This is a genomic window from Pseudomonas sp. JV245A, assembly GCF_032424515.1.
Classification (GTDB): domain Bacteria; phylum Pseudomonadota; class Gammaproteobacteria; order Pseudomonadales; family Pseudomonadaceae; genus Aquipseudomonas; species Aquipseudomonas protegens.
In genome coordinates this window covers 14,372-35,854 of the sequence record NZ_VYKE01000051.1, presented here as the reverse complement: position 1 = coordinate 35,854, position 21,483 = coordinate 14,372, and the positions used below count along the sequence as shown (strand labels likewise).

The following is a 21,483-nucleotide window of genomic DNA, read 5'->3' as shown; positions in this document are numbered from 1 at the left end:
TGTCCCTGGTGATCCATCCGCACAACCCCCATGTGCCGACTTCCCACGCCAACGTGCGGTTCTTCATCGCCGAGAAGGAAGGCGAAGAGCCGGTCTGGTGGTTCGGCGGCGGTTTCGACCTGACCCCCTACTACGGCAACGTCGATGACTGCGTGCACTGGCACCGGGTTGCCGAGCGCGCCTGCGCGCCCTTCGGTGCCGACGTCTATCCACGCTACAAGGCCTGGTGCGACAGCTATTTCCACATCAAGCACCGCAATGAACCGCGGGGCATCGGCGGCCTGTTCTTCGACGATCTGAACGAATGGGACTTCGACACCAGTTTCGCCTTCATGCGCGCCATTGGCGACGCTTACATCGAGGCCTACCTGCCCATCGTCCAGCGCCGCAAGGCCGCGGCCTACACCGCGCAGCAGCGGGAATTCCAGGAATTTCGCCGGGGCCGCTACGTGGAGTTCAACCTGGTCTACGACCGTGGCACCCTGTTCGGCCTGCAATCGGGCGGGCGCACCGAGTCGATCCTCATGTCGCTGCCGCCACAAGTGCGCTGGGGCTATGACTGGAAGGCCGAGCCGGGCAGCGAAGAAGCGCGCCTGACCGAATACTTCCTGCAGGATCGCGACTGGCTGGCAGCCAGCAACTAAACCGCACCCACTGTGTAGAAGCCGGCTTGCCGGCGAAAAGGCCTTCAAGGCGGATGCGGTTCCTACCCCTGTGTTGAGCAAATGGGATGAGAGATGGATCAGTACGTTGTCTTTGGTAACCCGATCGGCCACAGCAAGTCGCCGCTGATCCATCGGCTGTTCGCCCAGCAGACCGGCCAGCAGCTGGAGTACAACACCCTGCTGGCGCCCCTGGATGATTTCGCCGGCACCGCTCGCAGTTTCTTCGCCCACGGGCGAGGGGCCAATGTCACGGTGCCGTTCAAGGAAGAGGCCTATCGCCTGTGCGACAGCCTGACCGAACGGGCCCAGCGCGCCGGTGCGGTGAACACCCTGAGCAAGCAAGCGGACGGCACTCTGCTGGGAGACAACACCGACGGCGCCGGACTGGTGCGCGACCTGACGGTGAACGCCGGGGTCAGCCTCAAGGGCAAGCGCATCCTTGTGCTGGGGGCTGGCGGCGCGGTCCGTGGTGCCCTGGAGCCATTGCTGGCCGAGCAGCCGGAGGCCTTGGTAATCGCCAATCGCACCGTGGAAAAGGCTGAGCTGCTGGCGGAGTTGTTCGCCGACCTGGGGCCGGTATCGGCCAGCGGCTTCGACTGGCTGCAGGAGTCGGTGGACCTGATCATCAATGCCACCTCCGCCAGCCTTTCGGGCGAGCTGCCGCCGATTGCCGGCAGCCTGATCGAGGCGGGCAAGACCGTGTGCTACGACATGATGTACGCCAAGGAGCCGACACCGTTCTGCCGCTGGGCCAGTGAACAGGGCGCGGCCCTGGTGCTGGATGGCCTGGGCATGCTGGCCGAGCAAGCGGCGGAAGCCTTCTACCTATGGCGCGGCGTGCGCCCCGACAGTGCCCCGGTGCTGGCTGAACTGCGTCGCCAGTTGGCGCAGTAACCCCTCCCTCCTCGTAGGAGCTGGCTTGCCAGCGAAGGCGGCCTCAAGACTGGCGCCAGGTCCAAGGGCCTCTTCGCCGGCAAGCCGGCTCCTACGGATGGGGTTCAGTCTTCGAAGTGGATCGGGCAGCGTTCCGGGCCTTCGAGCTTGATCAACTCTTCTTTCACCGCCTGCCGTGCCCGGCGCAGGATCAGGCTGCGCTCCTGGCGCCTGAGGCGGCGTGCTTCCTGGTGCAGCATCTCCACCCCTGAATAGTCGATGAAGTTGATCTGCCGTGCGTCGATCACCAGCCTGGGCGCGTGGCAGCGCTGCATGCGCACCTGCAGGTAATGGCTGGCGCCGAAGAAAATCGAACCGCCGACTCGCAGGATGTCTTCATCGCCTTCGCTGGACTGCTGCACCCGCGGTTGCGAAGTGCGCTTGAGGTAGAAGAACAGCGACGCCAGGACCCCGGCATAGATCGCGGTCTGCAACTCCAGGAGCAGGGTGGCGACGCAGGTCAGGCTCATCACCACGAACTCGGCGCGGCTGACCCGGAACAGCGCGCGAATGCCCCGGTGGTCCACCAGCCCCCAGCAGATCAGCAGGATGCTGCCGGCCATGGCCGGGATCGGGATATGGGCGATCAGCCCGGCGCCGGCCACGGCGAACAGCGCCACCCACAGCGCCGAGAACACCCCGGCCAGGGGCGAGCAGGCGCCGGCCTCGTAGCTCAAGCCGGAGCGGGTGAAGGAGCCCGAGGACAGGTAGCCGGAGAAAAACGCCCCGACCATGTTCGACAGGCCCTGGGCGCGGACTTCCTGGTTGGCGTCCAGCAACTGTTCCGAACGTGCTGACAGCGAGCGGGCAATCGACAGGCTGGTGACCAGCCCGAGCATGCCCACCGCCACTGCACTGGGCAGCAACCGCAGGATCAGTTCCAGGTCCAGGGGCAATGGGCTAAACGGCGGCAGCCGGCCAACGAAGGCGCTGACCAGTTGCACATGGCCAAACACCCCTGGCAGCAGCCATACCACCAGGGCACTGAACACCAGGCTCAGCAGCAGGCCGGGCCAGCGCGGCGCCAGCAGCTTGAAGGCGACCCCCAGCGCCAGGGTGCCCAGCCCCAGCAGCAGCGAAGGCCGGTCCACCTCGCCCAGGTGCTGCAGCAACTGGCTCAGGCTGTTGAGGGCGGTGGCCTGGTTCGGCAGTTCCAGCCCCAGCAGGTTGGGCAACTGGCCCAGGGCGATGACCACCGCCGCGCCGAGGGTGAAGCCCAGCACCACCGAGTGCGAGACGAAGTTCACCAGGGCGCCGAAGCGCAGCATTCCCAGCAGCCACTGGAAGACCCCGGCCAACAGCGTCAGGAGCAGGATCAGGGTGATGTAGTCCTCGGAGGCCGGCACTGCCAGGGGGCTGACGCTGGCATAGAGAACGATGGAAATCGCCGCCGTGGGGCCGCAGATCAGGTGCCACGATGAACCCCACAGGCAGGCGATCAGCACCGGGACTATGGCCGCGTATAGCCCGTACTCCGGGGGCAGGCCGGCGATCAGGGCATAGGCGATGGATTGCGGCAGAGCGAGGATCGCGCCGCTCAGGCCCACCAGCAGGTCACGGCCGACGCTGGCCCGGGTCTGGCGCGGCAGCCAGCTCAGCAAAGGCAGGAGAGATTGGCGGTCGGGCCAGGCCATGGTTCCTCACGGGTGGGTTGATTCGGTGGGCCAGGGTAAAGCATTGCCAGGCTTTGGGTGCAGGAGCCGGCTTGCCGGCGAATGGCCGGCGCACCTCGGGCTACAACCTGCTCTTCACCGCTGCCAGGGCCTCTTTGTCATCAATGGTTCGCACTCCCTCCAGCCATTGCTCCAGCACTGCCGGGTGGGCCTTGATCCAGGCCTTGGCGGCCTCGGTGTTGCTGAGTTTGCTGTTGACCACCGCGGCCATGATGCTGTTCTCCATCTCCTGGGTGAACCGCAGGTTGCCCAGCAGTTTGCCGACGTTCGGGCAAGCCTGTGCATAACCCTTGCGGGTCAGGGTGTAGACGCTGCCGCTGGCGCCGAAGTACTTTTCGCCGCCGGTCAGGTAGCGCATCTTCAACTGCACGTTCATCGGGTGTGGAGTCCAGCCGAGGAAGGTGATGAAGCGCTGCTTTTTCGTGGCCCGGGACACTTCGGCGAGCATTGCCTGTTCACTGGACTCGATCAGCTTCCACTGGCCCAGGTTGAACTGGTTGCTCTTGATGATTTCCTGCAGCGACAGGTTGGCCGGCGCGCCGGAGCCGATGCCGTAGAGCTTTTTGTCGAACTTGTCGGCGAACTTGTCCAGGTCGGCAAAATCATGCACTCCGGCCTCCCACACATAGTCCGGCACCGCCAGCGTGAACTCGGTCCCTTCCAGGTTCTTGGCCAGCTGGGTGACGTCGCCATTGGCCACGAACTTGTCATGGAAGCCTTGCTGCGCCGGCATCCAGTTACCCAGGAATACATCCACCCGGCCATCCTTCAGACCCCCGAAGGTGATGGGCACGGCCAGGGTGTCGATCTTCGCCTTGTAGCCCATGCCGTCCAGCAGGAAGCCGGTGATGGCATTGGTGGCGGCGATATCGCTCCACCCCGGGTCGGCCATCTTCACGGTCTCGCACGAGTCGGCCCAAGCGGATGCGCTGCCCAGGGCCAGAAGCCCGAGCGTCAGTGCTGTGGATAACCTTTGCATGCTTTTCCCCTTACGTTTTATTGGTTTTGGCAGGGTTGTGGATAACGGGCCTTGCGCTCCAGGTCATCGAGGTCGATGTGGTTGCGCATGTACTGCTGGCTGGCGTCTACCAGCGGCTGGTGGTCCCAGCTCTTGAGTTTGCCCCGGCTCAGCGCCTCGGCCACCAGCCGGCGGCGGCGCTGGCTGGCCAGGACCTGTTGGTGAATGCGCGGAATGTCCCACTTGGCCCGGGCCTCTGCCAGGAACGCGGCGAACAGCGGCCGATGCTCGGGCGACTGGCCAAGGTCGAAGCGCTCTTGCGGGTCGTGGTGCAGGTCGAAGAGTAGGCAGGGGTCGTCTTCGCTGTAGATGAACTTGTAGGCCCCGCGGCGAATCATCATCAGCGGGCCGATGGTGCCTTCGGCCATGTATTCGCCGAACACCTCGTCGTGCCCGCCCTGCCCTTGCAAGTGCGGGACCAGGGAGCGGCCATCCAGCGGCAGGTCGGGCTCGACCCGGCCGCCGGCCAGCTCCACCAGGGTCGGCAGCAGGTCGGCGGTGGAGACAGCGGCGCTGACCCGGCCGGCAGTGAACTGCCCCGGTGCACAGATCAGCAGCGGTACCCGGGCGGCCATTTCAAACCAGTGCATTTTGTACCAGAGGCCGCGCTCGCCGAGCATGTCGCCGTGGTCGCCGGAAAACACGATCAGCGTGTCGTCCGCCAGCCCGGTGTCTTCCAGGGTCTGCAGCAGCTTGCCGACGTTGCTGTCGATGTAACTGCAGGCGCCGAAGTAGGCGCGGCGCGCGTCGCGGATCTTATCCACAGGCAAGGGCTTGTCCCACAGGTCGTAGACCTTGAGCAGGCGCTGGGAATGCGGATCCAGCTCGCTTTGGGGCGGGGTCTGCGGCAGTGGAATCTGGTCGTCGCGGTACAGGTCCCAGAAGGCCCTGGGAATGGTGTACGGATCGTGGGGGTGGGTCATGGAGACGGTGAGGCAGAACGGCTGGTCGCCGGCCTCGCGCACATGGTCGAACAGGTATTGCTGGGCCTTGAACACCACCTCCTCGTCGAAATCCAGCTGGTTGGTGCGTACACAGGGGCCGGCCTGCAGTACCGAGGACATATTGTGGTACCAGCTGGGGCGCACATCGGGCTGGTCCCAGTTCACCGCCCAGCCATAGTCGGCGGGGTAGATATCGCTGGTCAGGCGCTCTTCATAACCGTGCAACTGGTCCGGGCCGCAGAAGTGCATCTTGCCCGAGAGCGCAGTGCGGTAGCCCAGGCGCCGCAGGTAGTGGGCGTAGGTAGGCACGTCGGCGGGGAAGTCCGCGGCGTTGTCGTAGGCGCCGATCCGGCTGGGCAACTGGCCGCTGACCAAAGTGAAGCGCGAGGGTGCGCACAAGGGGCTGTTGCAGTAGGCGGCGTCGAAGACCACGCCCTGGGCGGCCAGCCGGCTGAGGTGAGGCAGCTTGATCGGCGAGGGTCCGTAGAACGGCAGCAAGGGTGCGGCCATCTGATCGGCCATGATGAAAAGAATGTTCTTGCGCTTCATGGATTCGCGGCATTCCATATTCGATGGTTATGCGAAAGTGCTGCAATCGAGCATGGATCCCATGCTGTTGGTGGTAAAGCCCATGTACAGCAATGACTAGGATAAGCACAGCTTATGTATGAAGCCCTTGGCGACCTGTCCCTGGACCTGCTCCGGGTGTTCGAAGCAGCCGCGCGCCTGCGCAGCTTCACCGCCGCGGCGGTGGAACTGGGCACCACCCAGCCGGCTATCAGTCAGCAGATCAAGCGCCTGGAGGGGCAGCTGGGGGTGCGCCTGTTCGACCGCATCTACCGGGGCATAGAGCTGACCGAGTCTGCAGCCTTGTTGCTGGATCAGGTCCAGGCCGGCCTGCAGAGCATCGATGCCGGCCTCAGCGCCCTCAGCCAGCAGCATCAGCATGAGGTGCTGCAGGTGGCCACGGATTTCGCTTTCGCCGCCTATTGGCTGATGCCCCGCTTGCATCGCTTTCATGAGGCCAACCCCCAGGTGGATGTGAGCCTGGTCACCAGCGAGCGCAGCCACAGCATGCTGCGCAGCGATATCGACGTGGCGGTGCTGTTCGGCGACGGGCGCTTCAGGCAGGGGGAAAGCCACTGGCTGTTCAGCGAAGAAGTGTTTCCGGTGTGCAGCCCGCTGCTGCTCAAGGACCGTGCTGCGCCGCTGCCCGCCCCTTCCCTGCTGGAACTGCCGCTGCTGCACCTGCGGGGTGAAGGCAGCAACCACTGGTTTCGACTGGAGCGGGGTATTTCGCGAGCTGGGCCTTGCGGGTGCGCCGGCCCCAGGGCAATTGCGCTTCGACAATTACACCCTGCTGATCCACGCGGCCATCGGCGGCCAGGGCGTGGCCATCGGCTGGCGTCACCTGGTGGATGACCTGCTGGAGCAGGGCCTGCTGTGCCGGCCCATCGCCGAGAGCGCGCTGTCCGCCTACGGCTATTACGTGGTGCTGCCCCAGCGCAAGCGCCGCGGCCCGCTGATCCAGCGTTTCGTCAACTGGCTGATGAGCGAGCAGGCCGGCAGCGCCCAGAGCCTCAAGGGGCTGGCGCTGCCGTCCATTGCCCGCTAGGTGGCGGCCTGGGGTTGGGTGGCGATGAAACTCACATGCTCGCGCAGGTGCAGATTCAGGCGCAGCTCGTCGCTGATGCCGATTGCCACGCCGTTGAGCCGTCGCAGCGGCTCGGCAAGCCCCGGCTCGAGGCTGTCGCCAACCTGGTTGAAATGCTCGATACCCAGCCCGGCCACGCCCCGCGGCGCGTTGATCAGGGTCCAGTCCAGCGCGCTGCTGCGCAGTGCATCGAGGATTTCCTGCGCGGCATGGTGAGGCAGGCTGGTGCTGGAGGGCGGGTTATCGAGAACGCTGAACTCCCCCACCAGCATCAGCCGACGGATACCGGCACCCTGCATGCCTTCGATCAGGGCATCCACTGCCCGTACCTGGTTCACCGGGTCGGGGGCCTGGCCGGGCGTGGTGCTGCCGGGCAGATCGGGGGCATCCAGCAGGCAGATCACCGCCGAGCTACCGGCTACGCTCTGCTTGACCCGGTCCGGGTCGAACAGGTCGCCGCCCTTGGCGCGCAGGCCTGGGCGCGGGGCCAGCGCGGTGAGGTCGTCGAGAATGGCGATCACCTCATGCTGGCGCCTCAGGCTCTCTGCCATCAACGCACTGCCCAGGCTGCTCATGGCACCATAGAGCACCAGTTTGACCACCGGAGTTTCGGCATTTTTCATGGCCTGGCTTCCTTATTTTCCACAGATACCGGTTGTGACCTGTGGCGAGCCTTGAGGGTTCGTCTTGATTGCGAGGGTTTGCATGCAACGGATCAAGGGCTACCACGCCCATGTCTACTTTGACGCCAGCACCATCGAGCAGGCCCGGGCCTTGTGCGAACGGGCGGCGCAGCTGTTCGAACTGAAAATGGGCCGGGTCCACGAGCGGCCGGTGGGGCCGCATCCGGACTGGAGCTGCCAGTTGGCGTTCGGCCCCGAGGTGTTTGCCCAGGTGGTGCCGTGGCTGGCCCTCAATCGCCAGGGGCTGGTGGTGTTCCTGCATCCGGATACCGGTGATGACCTGCTGGACCACACCGACCATGCGATCTGGATGGGGGCTATGCGGCCACTGGACCTGAGGGGGTTCTGAGGGCGACGGACCGCCGGCAAGCCGGCTCCTGCAGGGGCCGGCCGGTCGGGTGAGGTCAGTAGAGCACGCCGTCGAGGATCTCGTAGACGATGCCGGTGCCCACGGCGATCAGCACGATGTCGCCCCCCATGCGTCGCCATTCGTACCCCGGGTACACCGGCAGGCGCGACAGGGCCCGGGGCTCCAGGCGTTCGCCGTAGTAGCCGCGCGGCAGTGGCTGGCCGCGCACCAGGTGGATGCCGGGAGGCGGCGGCGCGCCCCGGACGAAGTAGCCGTGGTTGTCGCGGATGGTCTGGCGCACCGGGCCGAAATCCCGTGGCGGGCCGCCGCGGCGATCATCCCCCGGGCCACGGTGCTCGTTGCCACGGTTGTCCCAATGGCCCTGTTGTGGCCCGCCACGATCATAGCCGCCGCGCTCGTCGGCCATGACCTGCAGCAACGGGCTGGCGCTGAGCATCAGCACCGCGGCACCGGCAATCAGACGTTTGGGCATTTTCATCAGGTATTCCTCGCAACACACACAGCAAAAAGGGGTTCGCCACCTTGGTCGCGAACCCCCGGGTCTTGCTGTTTAGTCTGTGTCTCGAGGCGCTAATTCCTCTGTATCAGGAACTTTACCCTCAGCTGACGCGGGCCTTACGTACGCCCTCGGACAGCGCCGCACACAGGCTCAGCACCCCATCCACCGCCTGCTCGGCAGACTCGGCGCTGGCGATGTGGTCGATCAGCGCCGAGCCCACTACCACGCCGTCGGCCAGGCGAGCGATGGCGGCTGCCTGCTCCGGAGTACGGATGCCGAAACCGATGCTGATGGGCAGGTCGGTGTGGCGACGCAGGCGGGCCACGGCTTCTTCCACGTGTTCCAGGGTGGCGGCACCGGCACCGGTGACCCCGGCCACGGAAACGTAGTAGACGAAACCGGAGCTGCCGTTGAGCACCTTGGGCAGGCGGGCGTCGTCGGTGGTCGGTGTGGTCAGGCGGATGAAGTCGATGCCGGCGGCCTGGGCCGGGTCGCACAGTTCGCTGTTATGTTCCGGCGGCATGTCCACCACGATCAGGCCATCGACACCGGCGGCCTTGGCGTCGGCGATGAAGCGCGGCACGCCGTAGTGGTGGATCGGGTTGAAGTAGCCCATGAGCACCAGCGGGGTGTCGCTGTTGCCTTCGCGGAACTCGCGAACCATCTGCAGGGTTTTCGCCAGGTTTTGCTTGGCCCCCAGGGCACGGATGTTGGCCAGCTGGATCGCCGGGCCGTCGGCCATCGGGTCGGTGAAGGGCATGCCCAGTTCGATCACGTCGGCACCCGCTGCGGGCAGGCCCTTGAGGATCGCCAGGGAGGTGTCGTAGTTCGGGTCGCCGGCGGTGACGAAGGTTACCAGGGCGGCGCGGTTTGCTTCCTTCAGCTCGGCAAAACGGGTTTGCAGGCGGCTCATCAGTGTTTCTCCTGCTGGGACTGTTGCATGTGGTGCATCACGGTCTGCATGTCTTTGTCGCCACGGCCCGAGAGGTTGACCACCATCAGGTGATCCTTGGGCAGGGTTGGCGCGCGCTTGAAGACTTCGGCCAGGGCATGGGCGCTTTCCAGGGCCGGGATGATGCCCTCCAGGCGGCAGCACTGGTGGAACGCGGCCAGGGCTTCGTCGTCGGTCACCGAGGTGTATTCGACGCGGCCGATATCGTGCAACCAGGCGTGTTCCGGGCCGATGCCGGGGTAGTCGAGGCCGGCGGAAATCGAGTGGGCGTCGATGATCTGGCCATCGTCGTCCTGCAGCAGGAAGGTGCGGTTGCCGTGCAGTACGCCGGGTACGCCGCCGTTGAGGCTGGCGGCATGCTTGCCGGTCTCGATGCCGTAGCCGGCGGCTTCGACGCCGATGATCTCGACGCTCTTGTCGTCAAGGAACGGGTGAAACAGGCCCATGGCGTTGGAACCGCCACCGATGCACGCCACCAGGCTGTCCGGCAGGCGGCCTTCCTGGGCTTGCATCTGCTCGCGGGTCTCCTTACCGATGACCGCCTGGAAGTCGCGGACCATGGCCGGGTACGGGTGCGGGCCGGCGACGGTGCCGATCAGGTAGAAGGTGCTGTCGACGTTGGTCACCCAGTCACGCAGGGCTTCGTTCATCGCGTCCTTCAGGGTGCCGGTGCCGGCCACCACCGGGATCACTTCGGCGCCCAGCAGCTTCATGCGAAATACGTTGGCCTGTTGGCGCTCGATGTCGGTGGTGCCCATGTAGATCACGCAATCCAGGCCAAAACGCGCGGCCACGGTGGCGGTGGCCACGCCATGCATGCCGGCGCCGGTCTCGGCGATGATGCGTTTCTTGCCCATGCGCCGCGCCAGCAGGATCTGGCCGATGCAGTTGTTGATCTTGTGCGCGCCGGTGTGGTTCAGCTCTTCACGCTTGAGGTAGATCTTGGCGCCGCCGCAGTGCTCGGTCAGGCGTTCGGCGAAGTACAGCGGGCTGGGGCGGCCCACGTAATCGCGCTGGAAGTAGGCCAGTTCCTTGAGGAATTCGGGATCTTCCTTGGCCTTTTCGTATTCGCGGGCCAGGTCGAGGATCAGCGGCATCAGGGTTTCGGCCACGTAACGGCCGCCGAATGCGCCGAACAGGCCGTTGTCGTCAGGGCCATTGCGTAATTGGGACTGGGTCATTGCAGCGCTCCCGGGGGAAGTTTGGAGAAAGAAGGCCTGGTGGAAAGACCGCTTCGTAGAAACACAATGGAGCCCACTCTACCCCTGACATCCGATGCTGAAAACCGATAAGATCGCCGCAACCTGTCAGGAAAACTCACAGATAAAATGAGCCGCGACCTGCCTCCCCTGAATGCCCTGCGGGCCTTCGAAGCCACTGCCCGGCTCAATAGCGTCAGCCAGGCGGCCGAACAGCTGCACGTCACCCACGGCGCGGTCAGCCGGCAGTTGAAGGTGCTTGAAGAACATCTGGGGCTGAGCCTTTTCGTCAAGGAAGGCCGTGGCCTTAAACTCACAGATGCCGGCATTCGCCTGCGCGATGCCAGCAGCGAGGCCTTCGAGCGCCTGCGGGATGTCTGCGCCGAGCTGACCCAGGGCAGCGCCGATGCGCCCTTTGTCCTGGGCTGTTCCGGAAGCCTGCTGGCGCGCTGGCTGATCCCGCGCCTGGGGCGCCTGAACGCCGACCTGCCGGACCTGCGCCTGCACCTTTCGGCCGGTGAAGGCGACCTCGACCCCCGGCGCCCGGGCCTGGATGCCTTGCTGGTCTTTGCCGAGCCGCCCTGGCCGGCGGACATGCAGGTCTATGAACTGGCCAGCGAACGCATCGGCCCGGTGCTCAGCCCGCGCTATGCCGGTTATCCACGCCTGCGGCAGGCGCCGGCTGGCGTCCTGGCCAGCGAGGCCCTGCTGCACACTACTTCCCGCCCCCAGGCCTGGCCCAGTTGGGCACGGCGCAACGACCTGAATCCCGAAACGTTGAAGTACGGGCAGGGTTTCGAGCATCTGTATTATTTGCTGGAGGCGGCCGTGGCGGGCCTGGGGGTGGCAATTGCCCCGCAGCCGCTGGTGGCCGAGGACTTGCTGGCGGGCAGGCTGGTTGCGCCCTGGGGTTTTTCCGACACCCCGGGGCAACTGGCGCTGTGGTTACCCAAGCGCGCCGCTGATGGGCGCGCCCGGCAATTGGCGCAGTGGCTGGAAAACGAACTGCGCCAGCAGCTTTAGTCGCCGCGCTTGCACAGCAGATAGGCGGCCAGCAGGCCGATGGCACCCACGGCAACCCCGGCGGTGGTCCAGGGGTGTTCCTGGGCATAGTCGCGGGTCGCGATCCCGGTTTCACGGGTTTTCACTTTGACTTCTTCATAGGCATCGCTGAGCAGGCTGCGCGAATGCTTCAGCGCGCTTTCGGCATTGCTCTTGAGCGCCTTGAGGGTCTTGCGCGACTCGTCGGACGCATCGTCCTTCAGGCTTTCCAGCGATTTGAGCAGGCTGGAGATCTCGGCTTCCATACTTTCCAGTGAGGCTTTGCGTAACGAGGTGTTGGCCATGTCGGCTCTCCTGCAGGGTGGTGAATGGGCTGTGTAGGTTCCGACTGCGGCGTGTTGGGAAAGTGCAGAAAATCTGAACTTAGCCTTGGGCGCAGGCGCCACAAGTAATAAGAAAAATCACTGCTAGGCTGTAATTCACAGCTAAAAAGGAGAGCGCCATGACTGATCATCACACTTACAAGAAAGTCGAACTGGTGGGTTCGTCGCCGAACAGCATCGAAGATGCGATCAACAACGCGCTGGCGGAAGCGCACAAGAGCATCAAGCACCTGGAATGGTTCGAAGTGACTGAAACCCGGGGCCATATCAAGGACGGCAAAGCGGCGCATTTTCAGGTCACGCTCAAGGTGGGCTTCCGAATTGCCAATAGTTGAAGGCTTGAGCTAGGCTCTGGAACTTGTGCGCTGGCCGAGTGCCATAGGAAATGGCAAAGCGCTACAAGTGTCTTGAGCCTCTGTCAGGCAGGCGTCAATGCCGCCTCTTTTGATCCGACCAGGGAATGTGACCGATGAAAAAACTAGTATTAGCTGCTGCTTTGTTGAGTCTTGCGGGAACAGCCCTTGCCGCTGGCAAGCCGTGCGAAGAACTCAAGAGCGAGATTGCCGCCAAGATCGACGCCAACGGCGCCACGCACTACTCGCTGGAAGTGGTGGACAAGGGCGCGGCGGCGGATGGCAAGGTAGTCGGCTCCTGCGAAGCCGGTACCAAGGAAATTGTCTACAAGCGCGGTTGAGCCTTGTGGATGGTCAAAAAAAAGCCGACGCAGAACGTCGGCTTTTTCATGCCTGTCGTTTCAGCCTTTCATCACCTGTGACAGCAGCTCGTAGGAGTGCAGCCGATCGGCGTGTTCGTACAGATCGCAGGTGAAGATCAGCTCATCGGCTCCGGTCTGCTCGATCAGCACCTGCAGCTTGGCGCGGATTTTCGTCGGGCTGCCGACCATCGCCAGGCCGAGGAAGCTGGCGACCGCTTCCTTCTCATGGGGTAGCCACAGGCCGTCCATGCTTTGCACCGGTTTGCGCTGGACCAGGCTCTGGCCACGCATCAGCGCCAGGATGCGCTGGTACACCGAAGTCGCCAGGTAATCGGCCTGTTCGTCGGTGTCGGCTGCCACCAGCGGCACGCCAAGCATCACATAAGGCTTGTCGAGCACCGCCGAAGGCTTGAAGTGGTTGCGGTAGACGCGAATCGCCTCGTGCAGGTAGCGCGGTGCGAAATGCGAGGCGAAGGCGTAAGGCAAGCCCCGTTCCCCGGCCAGTTGTGCACTGAACAGGCTGGAGCCCAGCAGCCATACCGGCACGTTGGTGCCGGTGCCCGGCATGGCGATCACCCGTTGTTCGGGGGTACGCGGGCCCAGGTAGGCCATCAGTTCGGCCACGTCCTCAGGGAAATCGTCGGCGCTGCCGGAACGTTCCCGGCGCAGGGCGCGGGCGGTCATCTGGTCGGAGCCAGGGGCGCGGCCCAGTCCCAGGTCGATGCGCCCCGGGTACAGGCTTTCCAGGGTGCCGAACTGTTCGGCGATCACCAGGGGCGCGTGGTTGGGCAGCATGACCCCGCCGGAACCGACACGAATGGTCGAAGTACCACCCGCCAGGTAGCCGATCAGCACCGAGGTAGCGGAACTGGCGATACCGTCCATGTTGTGGTGCTCGGCGACCCAGAAGCGCGTGTAACCGAGCTTCTCCACATGCTGCGCCAGGTCCAGGGAGTTGCGCAGGGACTGCCCCGGGCTGCCGTTTTCACGCACGGGCACCAGGTCGAGGGTCGAGTATTTAACAGTGGACAGCGGTTTCATAAGCCTGCTTCTCCTTGGGGTGCGCAGGCTTTTGTCATGAGCCAAAACCTGCCGAGGTCTGTAAGTCAGATCTATGCAATGTGGGCATATACCCGAGTTTCAATAGCCTGAGTGAATTTGTCGGGTAAATGGGCATCGGCGACAACGGCTGAACTTTGCCATCGGATCTATCCTCAGAACCCTTAGGCAACAAAAAACATCAGGGTGCGAACTTTCGCACCGGTTCTTGAGGAGAAAGCGATGAGCATCAAAAAGAAAGCCTCGGCGCACTGGGAAGGTGACCTGAAAACCGGCATTGGCTCGATCTCGACCGAAACCGGCGTGTTGCGTGAGGCGCCCTACGGCTTCAAGGCGCGTTTCGAAGGCGGCAAGGGGACCAACCCGGAGGAGCTGATTGGCGCGGCCCACGCGGGCTGTTTCTCCATGGCCTTTTCCATGATCCTTGGCGAGGCCGGGCTCAAGGCGGACAGCATCGACACCCAGGCAGAAGTGACCCTGGACCAGGTCGATGGCGGCTTTGCCATTACCGCGGTGCACCTGATCCTCAAGGCGAAGATCCCCGGTGCCAGCCAGCAGCAGTTCGATGAGCTGAGCAAGAAGGCCAAGGAAGGGTGCCCGGTGTCCAAGGTGCTCAACGCCAAGATCAGCCTGGATGCGACGCTGCTGAGTTGAGGCAACTGCTTGGCCGGCTAGCCGGCTCCTGCAACGGTCCGTAGGAGCGGGCTTGCCGGCGAATGCGCCTGTGCGGCGGACAAGCACCTGTGGTCGAATACGCGACTGCGGCTTCAGCGCACCCCCGTGTGCACCGCAGCAAGGGAGCTTTAGATCATGAAACGTTTTGCCTTGGCGGTTGTTAGTTGTGCGCTGGCCACATCGGCCCTGGCCGCGCCCAAGCCCTGCGAGGAACTCAAGGCCGAGATCGAAGCCAAGATCCAGGCCCAGGGCGTACCTTCCTACACCCTGGAAATCGTCACCAACGACGAGGTCCACGACAACAACATGGTGGTCGGCAGCTGTGAAAACGGCACCAGGAAGATCATCTATCAGAAGAACGATCGCTGACCCGACTCAGGGCACGCAGTTGATCATGCGCTCCTCGGCGACTATTTCGCGCTGGGCGTTGTACAGCCGGGCGCTGGGGGTGAACCCCAGGTTGCGCGCCTCCAGGCGATAGCGCTGGCCGGCCTGGAAATGGTCGTAGCGCAGGCTCAGGTAGCACAGGCGCTCCTGGGGATCGTTGTTCATGCCCATGCCGCCGGCGAACACTTCGAAATCGAAGCGCACCATCAATTCGTGGCTGCCGGGGCTGACCTGGAAGAAGCGCCCGTCGTCCAGGCGCTGGTTGTCCAGGCGTTCGGCCATGACCAGCTTGCCCCCGGGCGTCGGGGTGGCCAGGTCGATCCAGGCCTGTTGCGGATCGACGCCCGGCAGGGGCGTGGTGCAGGCGCTGAGGGTGCCAAGGGCGAGAAACAGTAGAAATGGACGCATGACTGGGGCCGAGTGAGCGAGAGGCCCTCAGCATAGCGCCGTTCAACTGCGCTGGCAGCCTGCCGGCCGGGCTTTGTCGAGCAGGGTGTGCTGCTCGTCGTAGAGCCTGGCCCAGGGGTGGAAACCGATGTTCCCGGCCTGTACCTGGTAGCGCTGGCCGGCACCGAAATCCTTGAATTTCACGTTCAGCTGGCAATCGCGCCACAGCGGCTCGGCGTCTGGCCCGATGTTGCTGGGTTGCACGGCGAACTGGTAGCGCAGGGTCAGTTCATGGCTGCCGGGCTGGACCTGGAAATAGCGCGGATCATCGATGTTCTTGGCGTCCACCTCCAATGCCTGCAGGTGGGTGTCCCGGGGCGGGGCCAGGTCGACCCAGGCCTGGGCCGGGTCGGGGTCGGGCAGGCCGGCGCAACCGCCGAGGGTCAGCAGGCCGGTGGTCAACAGCAACACGCGCATGGCGAAACTCCAGGCTGGCGAGATAGTCTTGCGGACAGACTCTCTGTGGATGATTCGATTTGACTAGGCCGTGTTCAAGCCATGGGTTACTTGATCCTCTTTTACGGCTTTTGTTTCCGGCACTGATGCTTTTGCTGCTCAACGGTTGCAGCAGCGTCGGTTATTACAGCCAGCTGGCCAGTGGCCAATTGCAGCTGCTGCGAGCCCGTGTGCCGGTGGCGCAAGTCGTCGCCGACCCGAGCCGCGATGCGAGCCTGCGCGCCCATCTGGCCCAGTCGCAGCAGGCACGCCGCTTTGCCAGCGAGCACCTGCACCTGCCGGACAACCGCAGCTATCGGCTGTACGTCGACATCGGGCGGCCCTATGTGGTGTGGAACGTGTTCGCCACCCCGGAGTTTTCCCTGAACCCGCAAACCCACTGCTTTCCCATTGCCGGTTGCGTGGCTTACCGCGGCTATTACAGCCAGGGCGCGGCCCGGGGCGAGGCGGCGTTGCAGCAGTTGAAGGGCATGGACGTGGCGATCGGCGGGGTCGAGGCCTATTCCACCCTGGGCTGGTTCGACGACCCGATCATCAGTTCGATGATGCACTGGGGCGACGAGCGCCTGGCGACCCTGATCTTCCACGAGCTGGCGCACCAGCGCTTCTATGTGAAGGACGACACCGAGTTCAACGAGTCCTACGCCACCTTCGTCGAGCAGGAAGGCACCCGCCAGTGGCGCGCCTATCGCGGGCTGGCGCCATTGAGCGACGGCGAGTTGCGCCAGCGTGACCAGTTCACCCAGCTGGTGCTCGATACCCGCAAGCGCCTGGAGCAGCTGTATGCCCTGCCCTTGCCCGCCGAGCAGATGCGCCAGCGCAAGGCCGCGGAGTTCGAGCGCATGCGCAGCGAGTATCGGCAGTTGCGCGACAGCCAGTGGGCGGGTTCCAAGCGCTATGACGCCTGGGTCAACGCCCCGCTAAACAACGCCCGGCTGCTGCCCTTCGGCCTGTATGACCAATGGGTGCCGGCGTTTGCCGCCTTGTTCAGGCAGGTGAAGGGGGACTGGCCGGCATTCTTCGCCGCCGTGGAGACGCTGGGGCGTTTGCCAGCCGAGGAGCGCAAGGCGGCCCTGATCCGGTTGCAGGACACCGTCGCCCTGGCGCCGGCTCCTGCTTCGGGCCTGTAGCAGCCGGCTTGCCGGCGAAGCCTCTGCCCTAACGCGGCAAAAACGCCTGGTGCAGCTCGCCCAGGGTCTGGAAGTGATAGGCCGGGGCTTCGGCAGTCAATTCCTCATGGCTGCCAAAGCCATAACCCACCGCCGCCGCATCCAGCCCGTTGCGCCTGGCGCCGATCAGGTCGTGCTTGCGGTCGCCGATCATCAAGGTGCTGGCAGGGTCGAGTTGCTCCTGCTCCAGCAGATGGGCGATCAGCTCCACCTTGTCGGTGCGGGTGCCGTCCAGTTCGCTGCCGTAGATCACCTTGAAGTGCTTGGCGAAGTCGAAGTGACGGGCGATCTCCCGGGCGAAGACCCAGGGCTTGGAGGTCGCGATGTACAGTTGCCGCCCTTGCCCGCCGAGGGTTTCCAGCAGCGGCGTGACGCCATCGAAGACGCGGTTTTCATACAGGCCGGTGACCTTGAAGCGTTCGCGATAGAAGTTCACCGCTTCCCAGGCTCGGGCCTCGTCGAAGCCGTAGAACTGCATGAAGGCCTGCAACAGCGGCGGGCCGATGAAGTGCTCCAGTTTGCTCAGGTCCGGCTCGTCGATGCCCAGTTTGCCCAGGGCGAACTGGATCGAACGGGTGATGCCCTCGCGAGGGTCGGTGAGGGTGCCGTCGAGGTCGAACAGTACGGTTTGGTAATGCATGGGGATTCCTGGGCTGTGCAAGGGGGGTCAGGGCCGGTCGTAGCCTTCGGCCAGGTGCAGGTCCTTGAGCTTCACGTAGTTGGCGGCGCTGTAGGTGAAGAAGGCGCGCTCCTTGTCGGTCAGCGGGCGCGCCTGCTTCACCGGGCTGCCCACATAGAGAAAGCCGCTTTCCAGGCGCTTGCCCGGCGGCACCAGGCTGCCGGCGCCGACTATCACATCGTCCTCCACCACCGCGCCATCCATGACAATGCTGCCCATGCCGATCAGCACCCGGCTGCCGATGCTGCAACCGTGGAGCATGACCTTGTGGGCGATGGTCACGTCGTCGCCGATCATCAGCGGGAAGCCGTCGGGGTTGAACGGGCCGGCGTGGGTGATGTGCAGCACGCTGGCGTCCTGCACGCTGGTGCGCGTGCCGATGCGGATGCGGTGCATGTCGCCGCGGATCACGGTCAGCGGCCAGACCGAGCTGTCGGCGCCGATTTCCACGTCGCCGATGACCACCGCCGAGTGGTCGACAAAGGCCCGCTCGCCCAGGTTCGGGGTGTGGTTCTGGTAGCTGCGAATGGCCAAGTGCGAATGCCTCTCTGAGATTTATTAATGGGGGCTATAGCTGCGGTGGGCGTCGATTGTAATTAAGATGGCTCAATGTTTCTTCCAGCCAAGGTGCCCACCGTGAGTGTGAACAACCCTCTTCTGCAGCCCTACGACCTGCCGCCGTTCTCGGCGATCCGCGCCGAGCATGTGCAACCGGCCATCGAACAGATCCTGGCTGACAACCGCGCCGCCATCGCTGACATCCTCAAGACCCAAGCCACCCAGCCGACCTGGGCTGGCCTGGTGCTGGCCATGGACGAGCTCAATGATCGCCTGGGCGCTGCCTGGAGCCCGGTCAGCCACCTCAACGCAGTGTGCAACAGCGCCGAACTGCGTGAAGCCTACGAGGCCTGCCTGCCGGCCCTGAGCGCCTATTCCACGGAAATGGGCCAGAACCGCGAGCTGTTCCAGGCCTTCGACGCCCTGGCCAAGAGCCCGGAAGCCGCCGGTTTCGACGTGGCGCAGAAGACTATCCTCGAACACTCCCTGCGGGACTTCCGCCTGTCGGGCATCGACCTGCCGCCCGAGCAGCAAAAGCGTTATGCCGAGGTGCAGAGCAAGCTTTCCGAGCTGGGCAGCCGGTTCTCCAACCAACTGCTGGATGCCACCCAGGCCTGGACCAAGCACATCACCGACGAAGCCGCCCTGGCCGGCCTGACCGACTCGGCCAAGGCGCAAATGGCTGCCGCCGCCCAGGCCAAGGACCTGGAAGGCTGGCTGATCACCCTGGAATTCCCCAGCTACTACGCAGTGATGACCTACGCCCAGGACCGTGCCCTGCGCGAAGAAGTCTATGCCGCCTACAGCACCCGCGCGTCGGACCAGGGCCCTAACGCCGGTCAGAACGACAACGGTCCGGTGATGGAAGAAATCCTCGACCTGCGTCAGGAGTTGGCCAAGCTCCTGGGTTTCGCCAGCTTCTCCGAGTTGAGCCTGGCCACCAAGATGGCCGAGTCCAGCGACCAGGTGCTGAGCTTCCTGCGGGACCTGGCCAAGCGCAGCAAGCCGTTTGCCGCCCAGGACCTGGAGCAGCTCAAGGCCTACGCCGCCGAACAGGGTTGCCCCGACCTGCAAAGCTGGGACAGCGGTTTCTACGGCGAGAAGCTGCGTGAGCAGCGCTACAGCGTTTCCCAGGAAGCCCTGCGCGCCTATTTCCCCATCGACAAGGTGCTGAGCGGGCTGTTCGCCATTGTCCAGCGCCTGTACGGCATCGAGATCGCCGAGCAGAAAGGTTTCGATACCTGGCACCCGGACGTGCGCCTGTTCGAGATCAAGGAAAACGGCCAGCACGTCGGCCGCTTCTTCTTCGACCTCTATGCCCGCGCCAACAAGCGCGGCGGTGCTTGGATGGACGGTGCCCGCGATCGCCGTCGCACGCTGGACGGGGTATTGCAAAGCCCGGTAGCCAACCTGGTGTGCAACTTCACTCCGGCGGTCAGCGGCAAGCCGGCCTTGCTGACCCACGATGAAGTCACCACCCTGTTCCACGAATTCGGCCACGGCCTGCACCACCTGCTGACCCGGGTCGAGCACGCCGGAGTGTCCGGGATCAACGGCGTGGCCTGGGACGCCGTCGAGCTGCCGAGCCAGTTCATGGAAAACTGGTGCTGGGAGCCGGAAGGCCTGGCACTGATCTCCGGCCACTATGAAAGCGGCGAACCGCTGCCCCAGGACCTGCTGCAGAAGATGCTGGCGGCGAAGAACTTCCAGTCCGGGCTGATGATGGTGCGCCAGCTGGAATTTTCCCTGTTCGACTTCGAACTGCACGCCACCCACGGCGACGGCCGCAGCGTGCTGCAAGTGCTGGAAACCGTGCGCGACGAAGTCTCGGTGATGCGCCCGCCGGCCTACAACCGCTTCCCCAACAGCTTCGCGCACATCTTCGCCGGCGGTTACGCCGCGGGGTACTACAGCTACAAGTGGGCGGAAGTGCTGTCGGCCGACGCCTTCTCCAGGTTCGAGGAAGAGGGTGTGCTCAATTCGGCCACCGGGCGTGCGTTCCGCGAGGCGATCCTGGCCCGTGGCGGCTCCCAGGAGCCTATGGTGCTGTTCGTCGATTTCCGCGGACGGGCGCCGTCGATTGACGCACTCTTGCGCCACAGCGGCCTCAGCGAGGACGCGGCAGCATGAGTGACGCACCCGTGAAGACCAAGAAACGCTTTATCGCCGGGGCGGTATGCCCGGCGTGCAGTGAGCAGGACAAGCTGATGATGTGGAGTGAGGACGATGTGCCTCATCGCGAGTGCGTGGCCTGTGGCTACTCCGACACCCTCAACGAACAGGGGCTGTCGGTGCCCAAGGAACTCGGGACCCGGGTCAACAGCGCGACGCCCAAGGTGGCGGACATCAAGGTGCAATCGGTGCAGTTTTTCCCCAACCCCAAGTTGAAGAAAAAGACTGACTGACCCCGCAGTAAAAAGCCGGCTCCCCTCCAGGAGCCGGCTTGCCGGCGAAGCGATTCGCCGCCCTTCTTTCGATCCCTGGGTTTTCGCAAGCAGGCTCGCTCCTACACAGGGTGTGGCGCTCAGTTGCTCAGCGGCTTGGTCGCGCTCACCGTCTCGAACCAGCTCTTCACCGAACAGGTGGCGAATACGCTGGTGCTGCAATCGCCATTGGCCAGGGCGGTGCGCAGTTTGTCGACATCGGCCTGCATCATGTAGCGAATGCCATCCTTGAAGTGGGAACTGTCGCCGTACCCACCCTGGGTCATTTCATTCAGCGCTTCTTCTTTGCTCCAACCCTGGATCACCACCCGGTACATGGCCGACATCAGGCCGGTGCGGTCCGAACCATGCTTGCAGTGCATCAGCACCGGGCCTTGGGCTTCGGCGCTCTGGATCGCGCGCAGGGCCTTGAGCACATCGGCGTCGTCCACATGGTTGGTGCGATAAGGCAACTGCACCTGGTTGATGCCCGGTGCCGACAGCCAGCTGGCGTCGGATTCCGGCAGGAAGTTGATCACCGTTGCCACCTTGAGCTGCTGCAGCAGCGGCACCGCGCCTTTGTCCGGCAGGGCGCTGCGATATAGGGTCGGGGACATCTGGTACAGGTTGTACTGCTTTTCCACTGGCTGCGCCCATTGGTCCGGGCGGCTGGAGGGGGCCTCTGCGGCTTGTACCTGTGGCCCGGCCAGCAGCGCCAGCAACGACAGGCAAAGGGCCGGGATGAAACGAATGCTCGACATGCGCGGGATCACCGATGAGGGGATTCAATGCCGCGCAGTATCGATTCGCCGGGGTCAAAGCCCCGTGAGCCCTCTGTCAAAGAATCGTGAAGCTGATCCGCTTTTTCCGGCGGTTTCTGATCTTTTTTCCGCCTGAAACGATTCATCTGGATGCTTAGCCTGCTACCATTTGTAACTAA

At 64.2% G+C, this 21,483-nt stretch carries 25 protein-coding genes and 1 pseudogene; 12 read left to right on the top strand and 14 right to left on the bottom strand.

The annotated features are described in order from the left end of the window. The coding region (hemF, locus tag F6S12_RS16015) for an oxygen-dependent coproporphyrinogen oxidase (RefSeq protein ID WP_315869063.1) at positions 1-644 on the top strand (644 nt) is incomplete at its 5' end. 93 nt (positions 645-737) lie between these two features. Beyond that, positions 738-1,559 carry a shikimate dehydrogenase gene (gene aroE, locus F6S12_RS16010; RefSeq protein WP_077933144.1) on the top strand — a complete coding sequence of 274 codons (822 nt, stop codon included), beginning with the start codon at positions 738-740 and terminating at the stop codon, positions 1,557-1,559. 104 nt (positions 1,560-1,663) lie between these two features. On the opposite strand, the gene F6S12_RS16005 is transcribed toward aroE, so the two are convergent. The 3 genes from F6S12_RS16005 to betC form a co-directional block, all read right to left on the bottom strand. After that, positions 1,664-3,232: a SulP family inorganic anion transporter gene (locus F6S12_RS16005; RefSeq protein ID WP_011058418.1), complete on the bottom strand. Its 1,569-nt coding sequence runs from the start codon at positions 3,230-3,232 to the stop codon at positions 1,664-1,666. Between the two features lie 100 nt (positions 3,233-3,332). Beyond that, positions 3,333-4,250: a choline ABC transporter substrate-binding protein gene (gene choX, locus F6S12_RS16000; RefSeq protein WP_011058419.1), complete on the bottom strand. Its 918-nt coding sequence runs from the start codon at positions 4,248-4,250 to the stop codon at positions 3,333-3,335. 17 nt (positions 4,251-4,267) lie between these two features. Then, positions 4,268-5,782: a choline-sulfatase gene (gene betC / locus F6S12_RS15995; RefSeq protein WP_072443349.1), complete on the bottom strand. Its 1,515-nt coding sequence runs from the start codon at positions 5,780-5,782 to the stop codon at positions 4,268-4,270. 114 nt (positions 5,783-5,896) lie between these two features. On the opposite strand from betC, the pseudogene F6S12_RS15990 reads away from it, so the two are divergent. Next, positions 5,897-6,848, top strand: a pseudogene (locus F6S12_RS15990) (choline sulfate utilization transcriptional regulator). Here F6S12_RS15990 and F6S12_RS15985 read toward each other — a convergent pair. Further along, a complete protein-coding gene (locus tag F6S12_RS15985) occupies positions 6,845-7,510 on the bottom strand; it encodes an NAD(P)-dependent oxidoreductase (RefSeq protein ID WP_041774015.1) in 666 nt (221 codons plus the stop codon). The pseudogene F6S12_RS15990 and the gene F6S12_RS15985 overlap by 4 nt on opposite strands. Before the next feature lie 82 nt (positions 7,511-7,592). Between F6S12_RS15985 and F6S12_RS15980 the strand changes: the two genes are divergently transcribed. Continuing rightward, positions 7,593-7,919, top strand: a complete 327-nt coding sequence (locus tag F6S12_RS15980; protein WP_152685849.1) for a DOPA 4,5-dioxygenase family protein — start codon at positions 7,593-7,595, stop codon at positions 7,917-7,919. Positions 7,920-7,974: 55 nt separating this feature from the next. Here F6S12_RS15980 and F6S12_RS15975 read toward each other — a convergent pair whose 3' ends face one another. From F6S12_RS15975 to trpB, 3 genes are all read right to left on the bottom strand, one after another. Continuing rightward, complete coding sequence (locus F6S12_RS15975; protein WP_065364968.1) at positions 7,975-8,418, bottom strand: anti-virulence regulator CigR family protein; 444 nt, start codon at positions 8,416-8,418, stop codon at positions 7,975-7,977. A 121-nt stretch (positions 8,419-8,539) separates the two neighbouring features. Next, entirely contained in the window at positions 8,540-9,352 is an 813-nt protein-coding gene (gene trpA, locus F6S12_RS15970; RefSeq protein ID WP_047290185.1) for a tryptophan synthase subunit alpha, read from the bottom strand. After that, positions 9,352-10,572, bottom strand: coding sequence for a tryptophan synthase subunit beta (trpB, locus tag F6S12_RS15965; protein ID WP_015633628.1), 1,221 nt, complete (start codon positions 10,570-10,572; stop codon positions 9,352-9,354). The genes trpA and trpB overlap by 1 nt, the downstream gene beginning before the upstream one ends. Positions 10,573-10,719: 147 nt before the next feature. On the opposite strand from trpB, the gene F6S12_RS15960 reads away from it, so the two are divergent. Then, positions 10,720-11,613 carry a LysR family transcriptional regulator gene (locus F6S12_RS15960; RefSeq protein WP_011058427.1) on the top strand — a complete coding sequence of 298 codons (894 nt, stop codon included), beginning with the start codon at positions 10,720-10,722 and terminating at the stop codon, positions 11,611-11,613. Here the strand turns inward: F6S12_RS15960 and F6S12_RS15955 are convergent. Then, entirely contained in the window at positions 11,610-11,936 is a 327-nt protein-coding gene (locus tag F6S12_RS15955; RefSeq protein ID WP_011058428.1) for a YqjD family protein, read from the bottom strand. The genes F6S12_RS15960 and F6S12_RS15955 overlap by 4 nt on opposite strands. 158 nt (positions 11,937-12,094) lie before the next feature. Between F6S12_RS15955 and F6S12_RS15950 the strand changes: the two genes are divergently transcribed. Beyond that, positions 12,095-12,310, top strand: a complete 216-nt coding sequence (locus F6S12_RS15950; RefSeq protein WP_011058429.1) for a dodecin — start codon at positions 12,095-12,097, stop codon at positions 12,308-12,310. A gap of 134 nt (positions 12,311-12,444) precedes the next feature. After that, a complete protein-coding gene (locus tag F6S12_RS15945) occupies positions 12,445-12,669 on the top strand; it encodes a DUF1161 domain-containing protein (protein WP_011058430.1) in 225 nt (74 codons plus the stop codon). 60 nt (positions 12,670-12,729) lie between these two features. Here the strand turns inward: F6S12_RS15945 and F6S12_RS15940 are convergent, their stop codons facing one another. Next, positions 12,730-13,731: an LLM class flavin-dependent oxidoreductase gene (locus F6S12_RS15940; RefSeq protein WP_315869062.1), complete on the bottom strand. Its 1,002-nt coding sequence runs from the start codon at positions 13,729-13,731 to the stop codon at positions 12,730-12,732. 240 nt (positions 13,732-13,971) lie between these two features. On the opposite strand from F6S12_RS15940, the gene F6S12_RS15935 reads away from it, so the two are divergent. Both F6S12_RS15935 and F6S12_RS15930 read left to right on the top strand, forming a co-directional pair. After that, a complete protein-coding gene (locus tag F6S12_RS15935) occupies positions 13,972-14,403 on the top strand; it encodes an OsmC family protein (RefSeq protein WP_011058432.1) in 432 nt (143 codons plus the stop codon). A 156-nt stretch (positions 14,404-14,559) separates the two neighbouring features. Further along, positions 14,560-14,793, top strand: a complete 234-nt coding sequence (locus tag F6S12_RS15930) for a DUF1161 domain-containing protein (RefSeq protein ID WP_011058433.1) — start codon at positions 14,560-14,562, stop codon at positions 14,791-14,793. Positions 14,794-14,799: 6 nt separating this feature from the next. Here the strand turns inward: F6S12_RS15930 and F6S12_RS15925 are convergent, their stop codons facing one another. After that, the gene (locus tag F6S12_RS15925) at positions 14,800-15,219 is read right to left on the bottom strand and encodes a hypothetical protein (protein WP_011058434.1); all 420 of its coding nucleotides are present in this window, start codon (positions 15,217-15,219) and stop codon (positions 14,800-14,802) included. Between the two features lie 42 nt (positions 15,220-15,261). After that, positions 15,262-15,675, bottom strand: coding sequence for a hypothetical protein (locus tag F6S12_RS15920; protein ID WP_011058435.1), 414 nt, complete (start codon positions 15,673-15,675; stop codon positions 15,262-15,264). A gap of 59 nt (positions 15,676-15,734) precedes the next feature. Here F6S12_RS15920 and F6S12_RS15915 point away from each other — a divergent pair, with 59 nt between their 5' ends. After that, positions 15,735-16,844 carry an aminopeptidase gene (locus F6S12_RS15915; protein WP_125062513.1) on the top strand — a complete coding sequence of 370 codons (1,110 nt, stop codon included), beginning with the start codon at positions 15,735-15,737 and terminating at the stop codon, positions 16,842-16,844. A 28-nt stretch (positions 16,845-16,872) separates the two neighbouring features. Here F6S12_RS15915 and F6S12_RS15910 read toward each other — a convergent pair whose 3' ends face one another. Both F6S12_RS15910 and F6S12_RS15905 read right to left on the bottom strand, forming a co-directional pair. Beyond that, on the bottom strand, positions 16,873-17,523 hold the full coding sequence (locus tag F6S12_RS15910) for an HAD family hydrolase (protein ID WP_011058437.1): 651 nt from the start codon (positions 17,521-17,523) through the stop codon (positions 16,873-16,875). Positions 17,524-17,550: 27 nt separating this feature from the next. Continuing rightward, entirely contained in the window at positions 17,551-18,096 is a 546-nt protein-coding gene (locus F6S12_RS15905) for a gamma carbonic anhydrase family protein (RefSeq protein WP_123431157.1), read from the bottom strand. Positions 18,097-18,198: 102 nt separating this feature from the next. On the opposite strand from F6S12_RS15905, the gene prlC reads away from it, so the two are divergent. Then, a complete protein-coding gene (gene prlC, locus F6S12_RS15900) occupies positions 18,199-20,250 on the top strand; it encodes an oligopeptidase A (protein ID WP_011058439.1) in 2,052 nt (683 codons plus the stop codon). Then, positions 20,247-20,525, top strand: coding sequence for a YheV family putative zinc ribbon protein (locus F6S12_RS15895; RefSeq protein ID WP_011058440.1), 279 nt, complete (start codon positions 20,247-20,249; stop codon positions 20,523-20,525). The genes prlC and F6S12_RS15895 overlap by 4 nt, the downstream gene beginning before the upstream one ends. 119 nt (positions 20,526-20,644) lie before the next feature. On the opposite strand, the gene F6S12_RS15890 is transcribed toward F6S12_RS15895, so the two are convergent. Beyond that, a complete protein-coding gene (locus F6S12_RS15890; RefSeq protein ID WP_019095605.1) occupies positions 20,645-21,304 on the bottom strand; it encodes a tyrosine-protein phosphatase in 660 nt (219 codons plus the stop codon). Positions 21,305-21,483 lie beyond the last annotated feature (179 nt).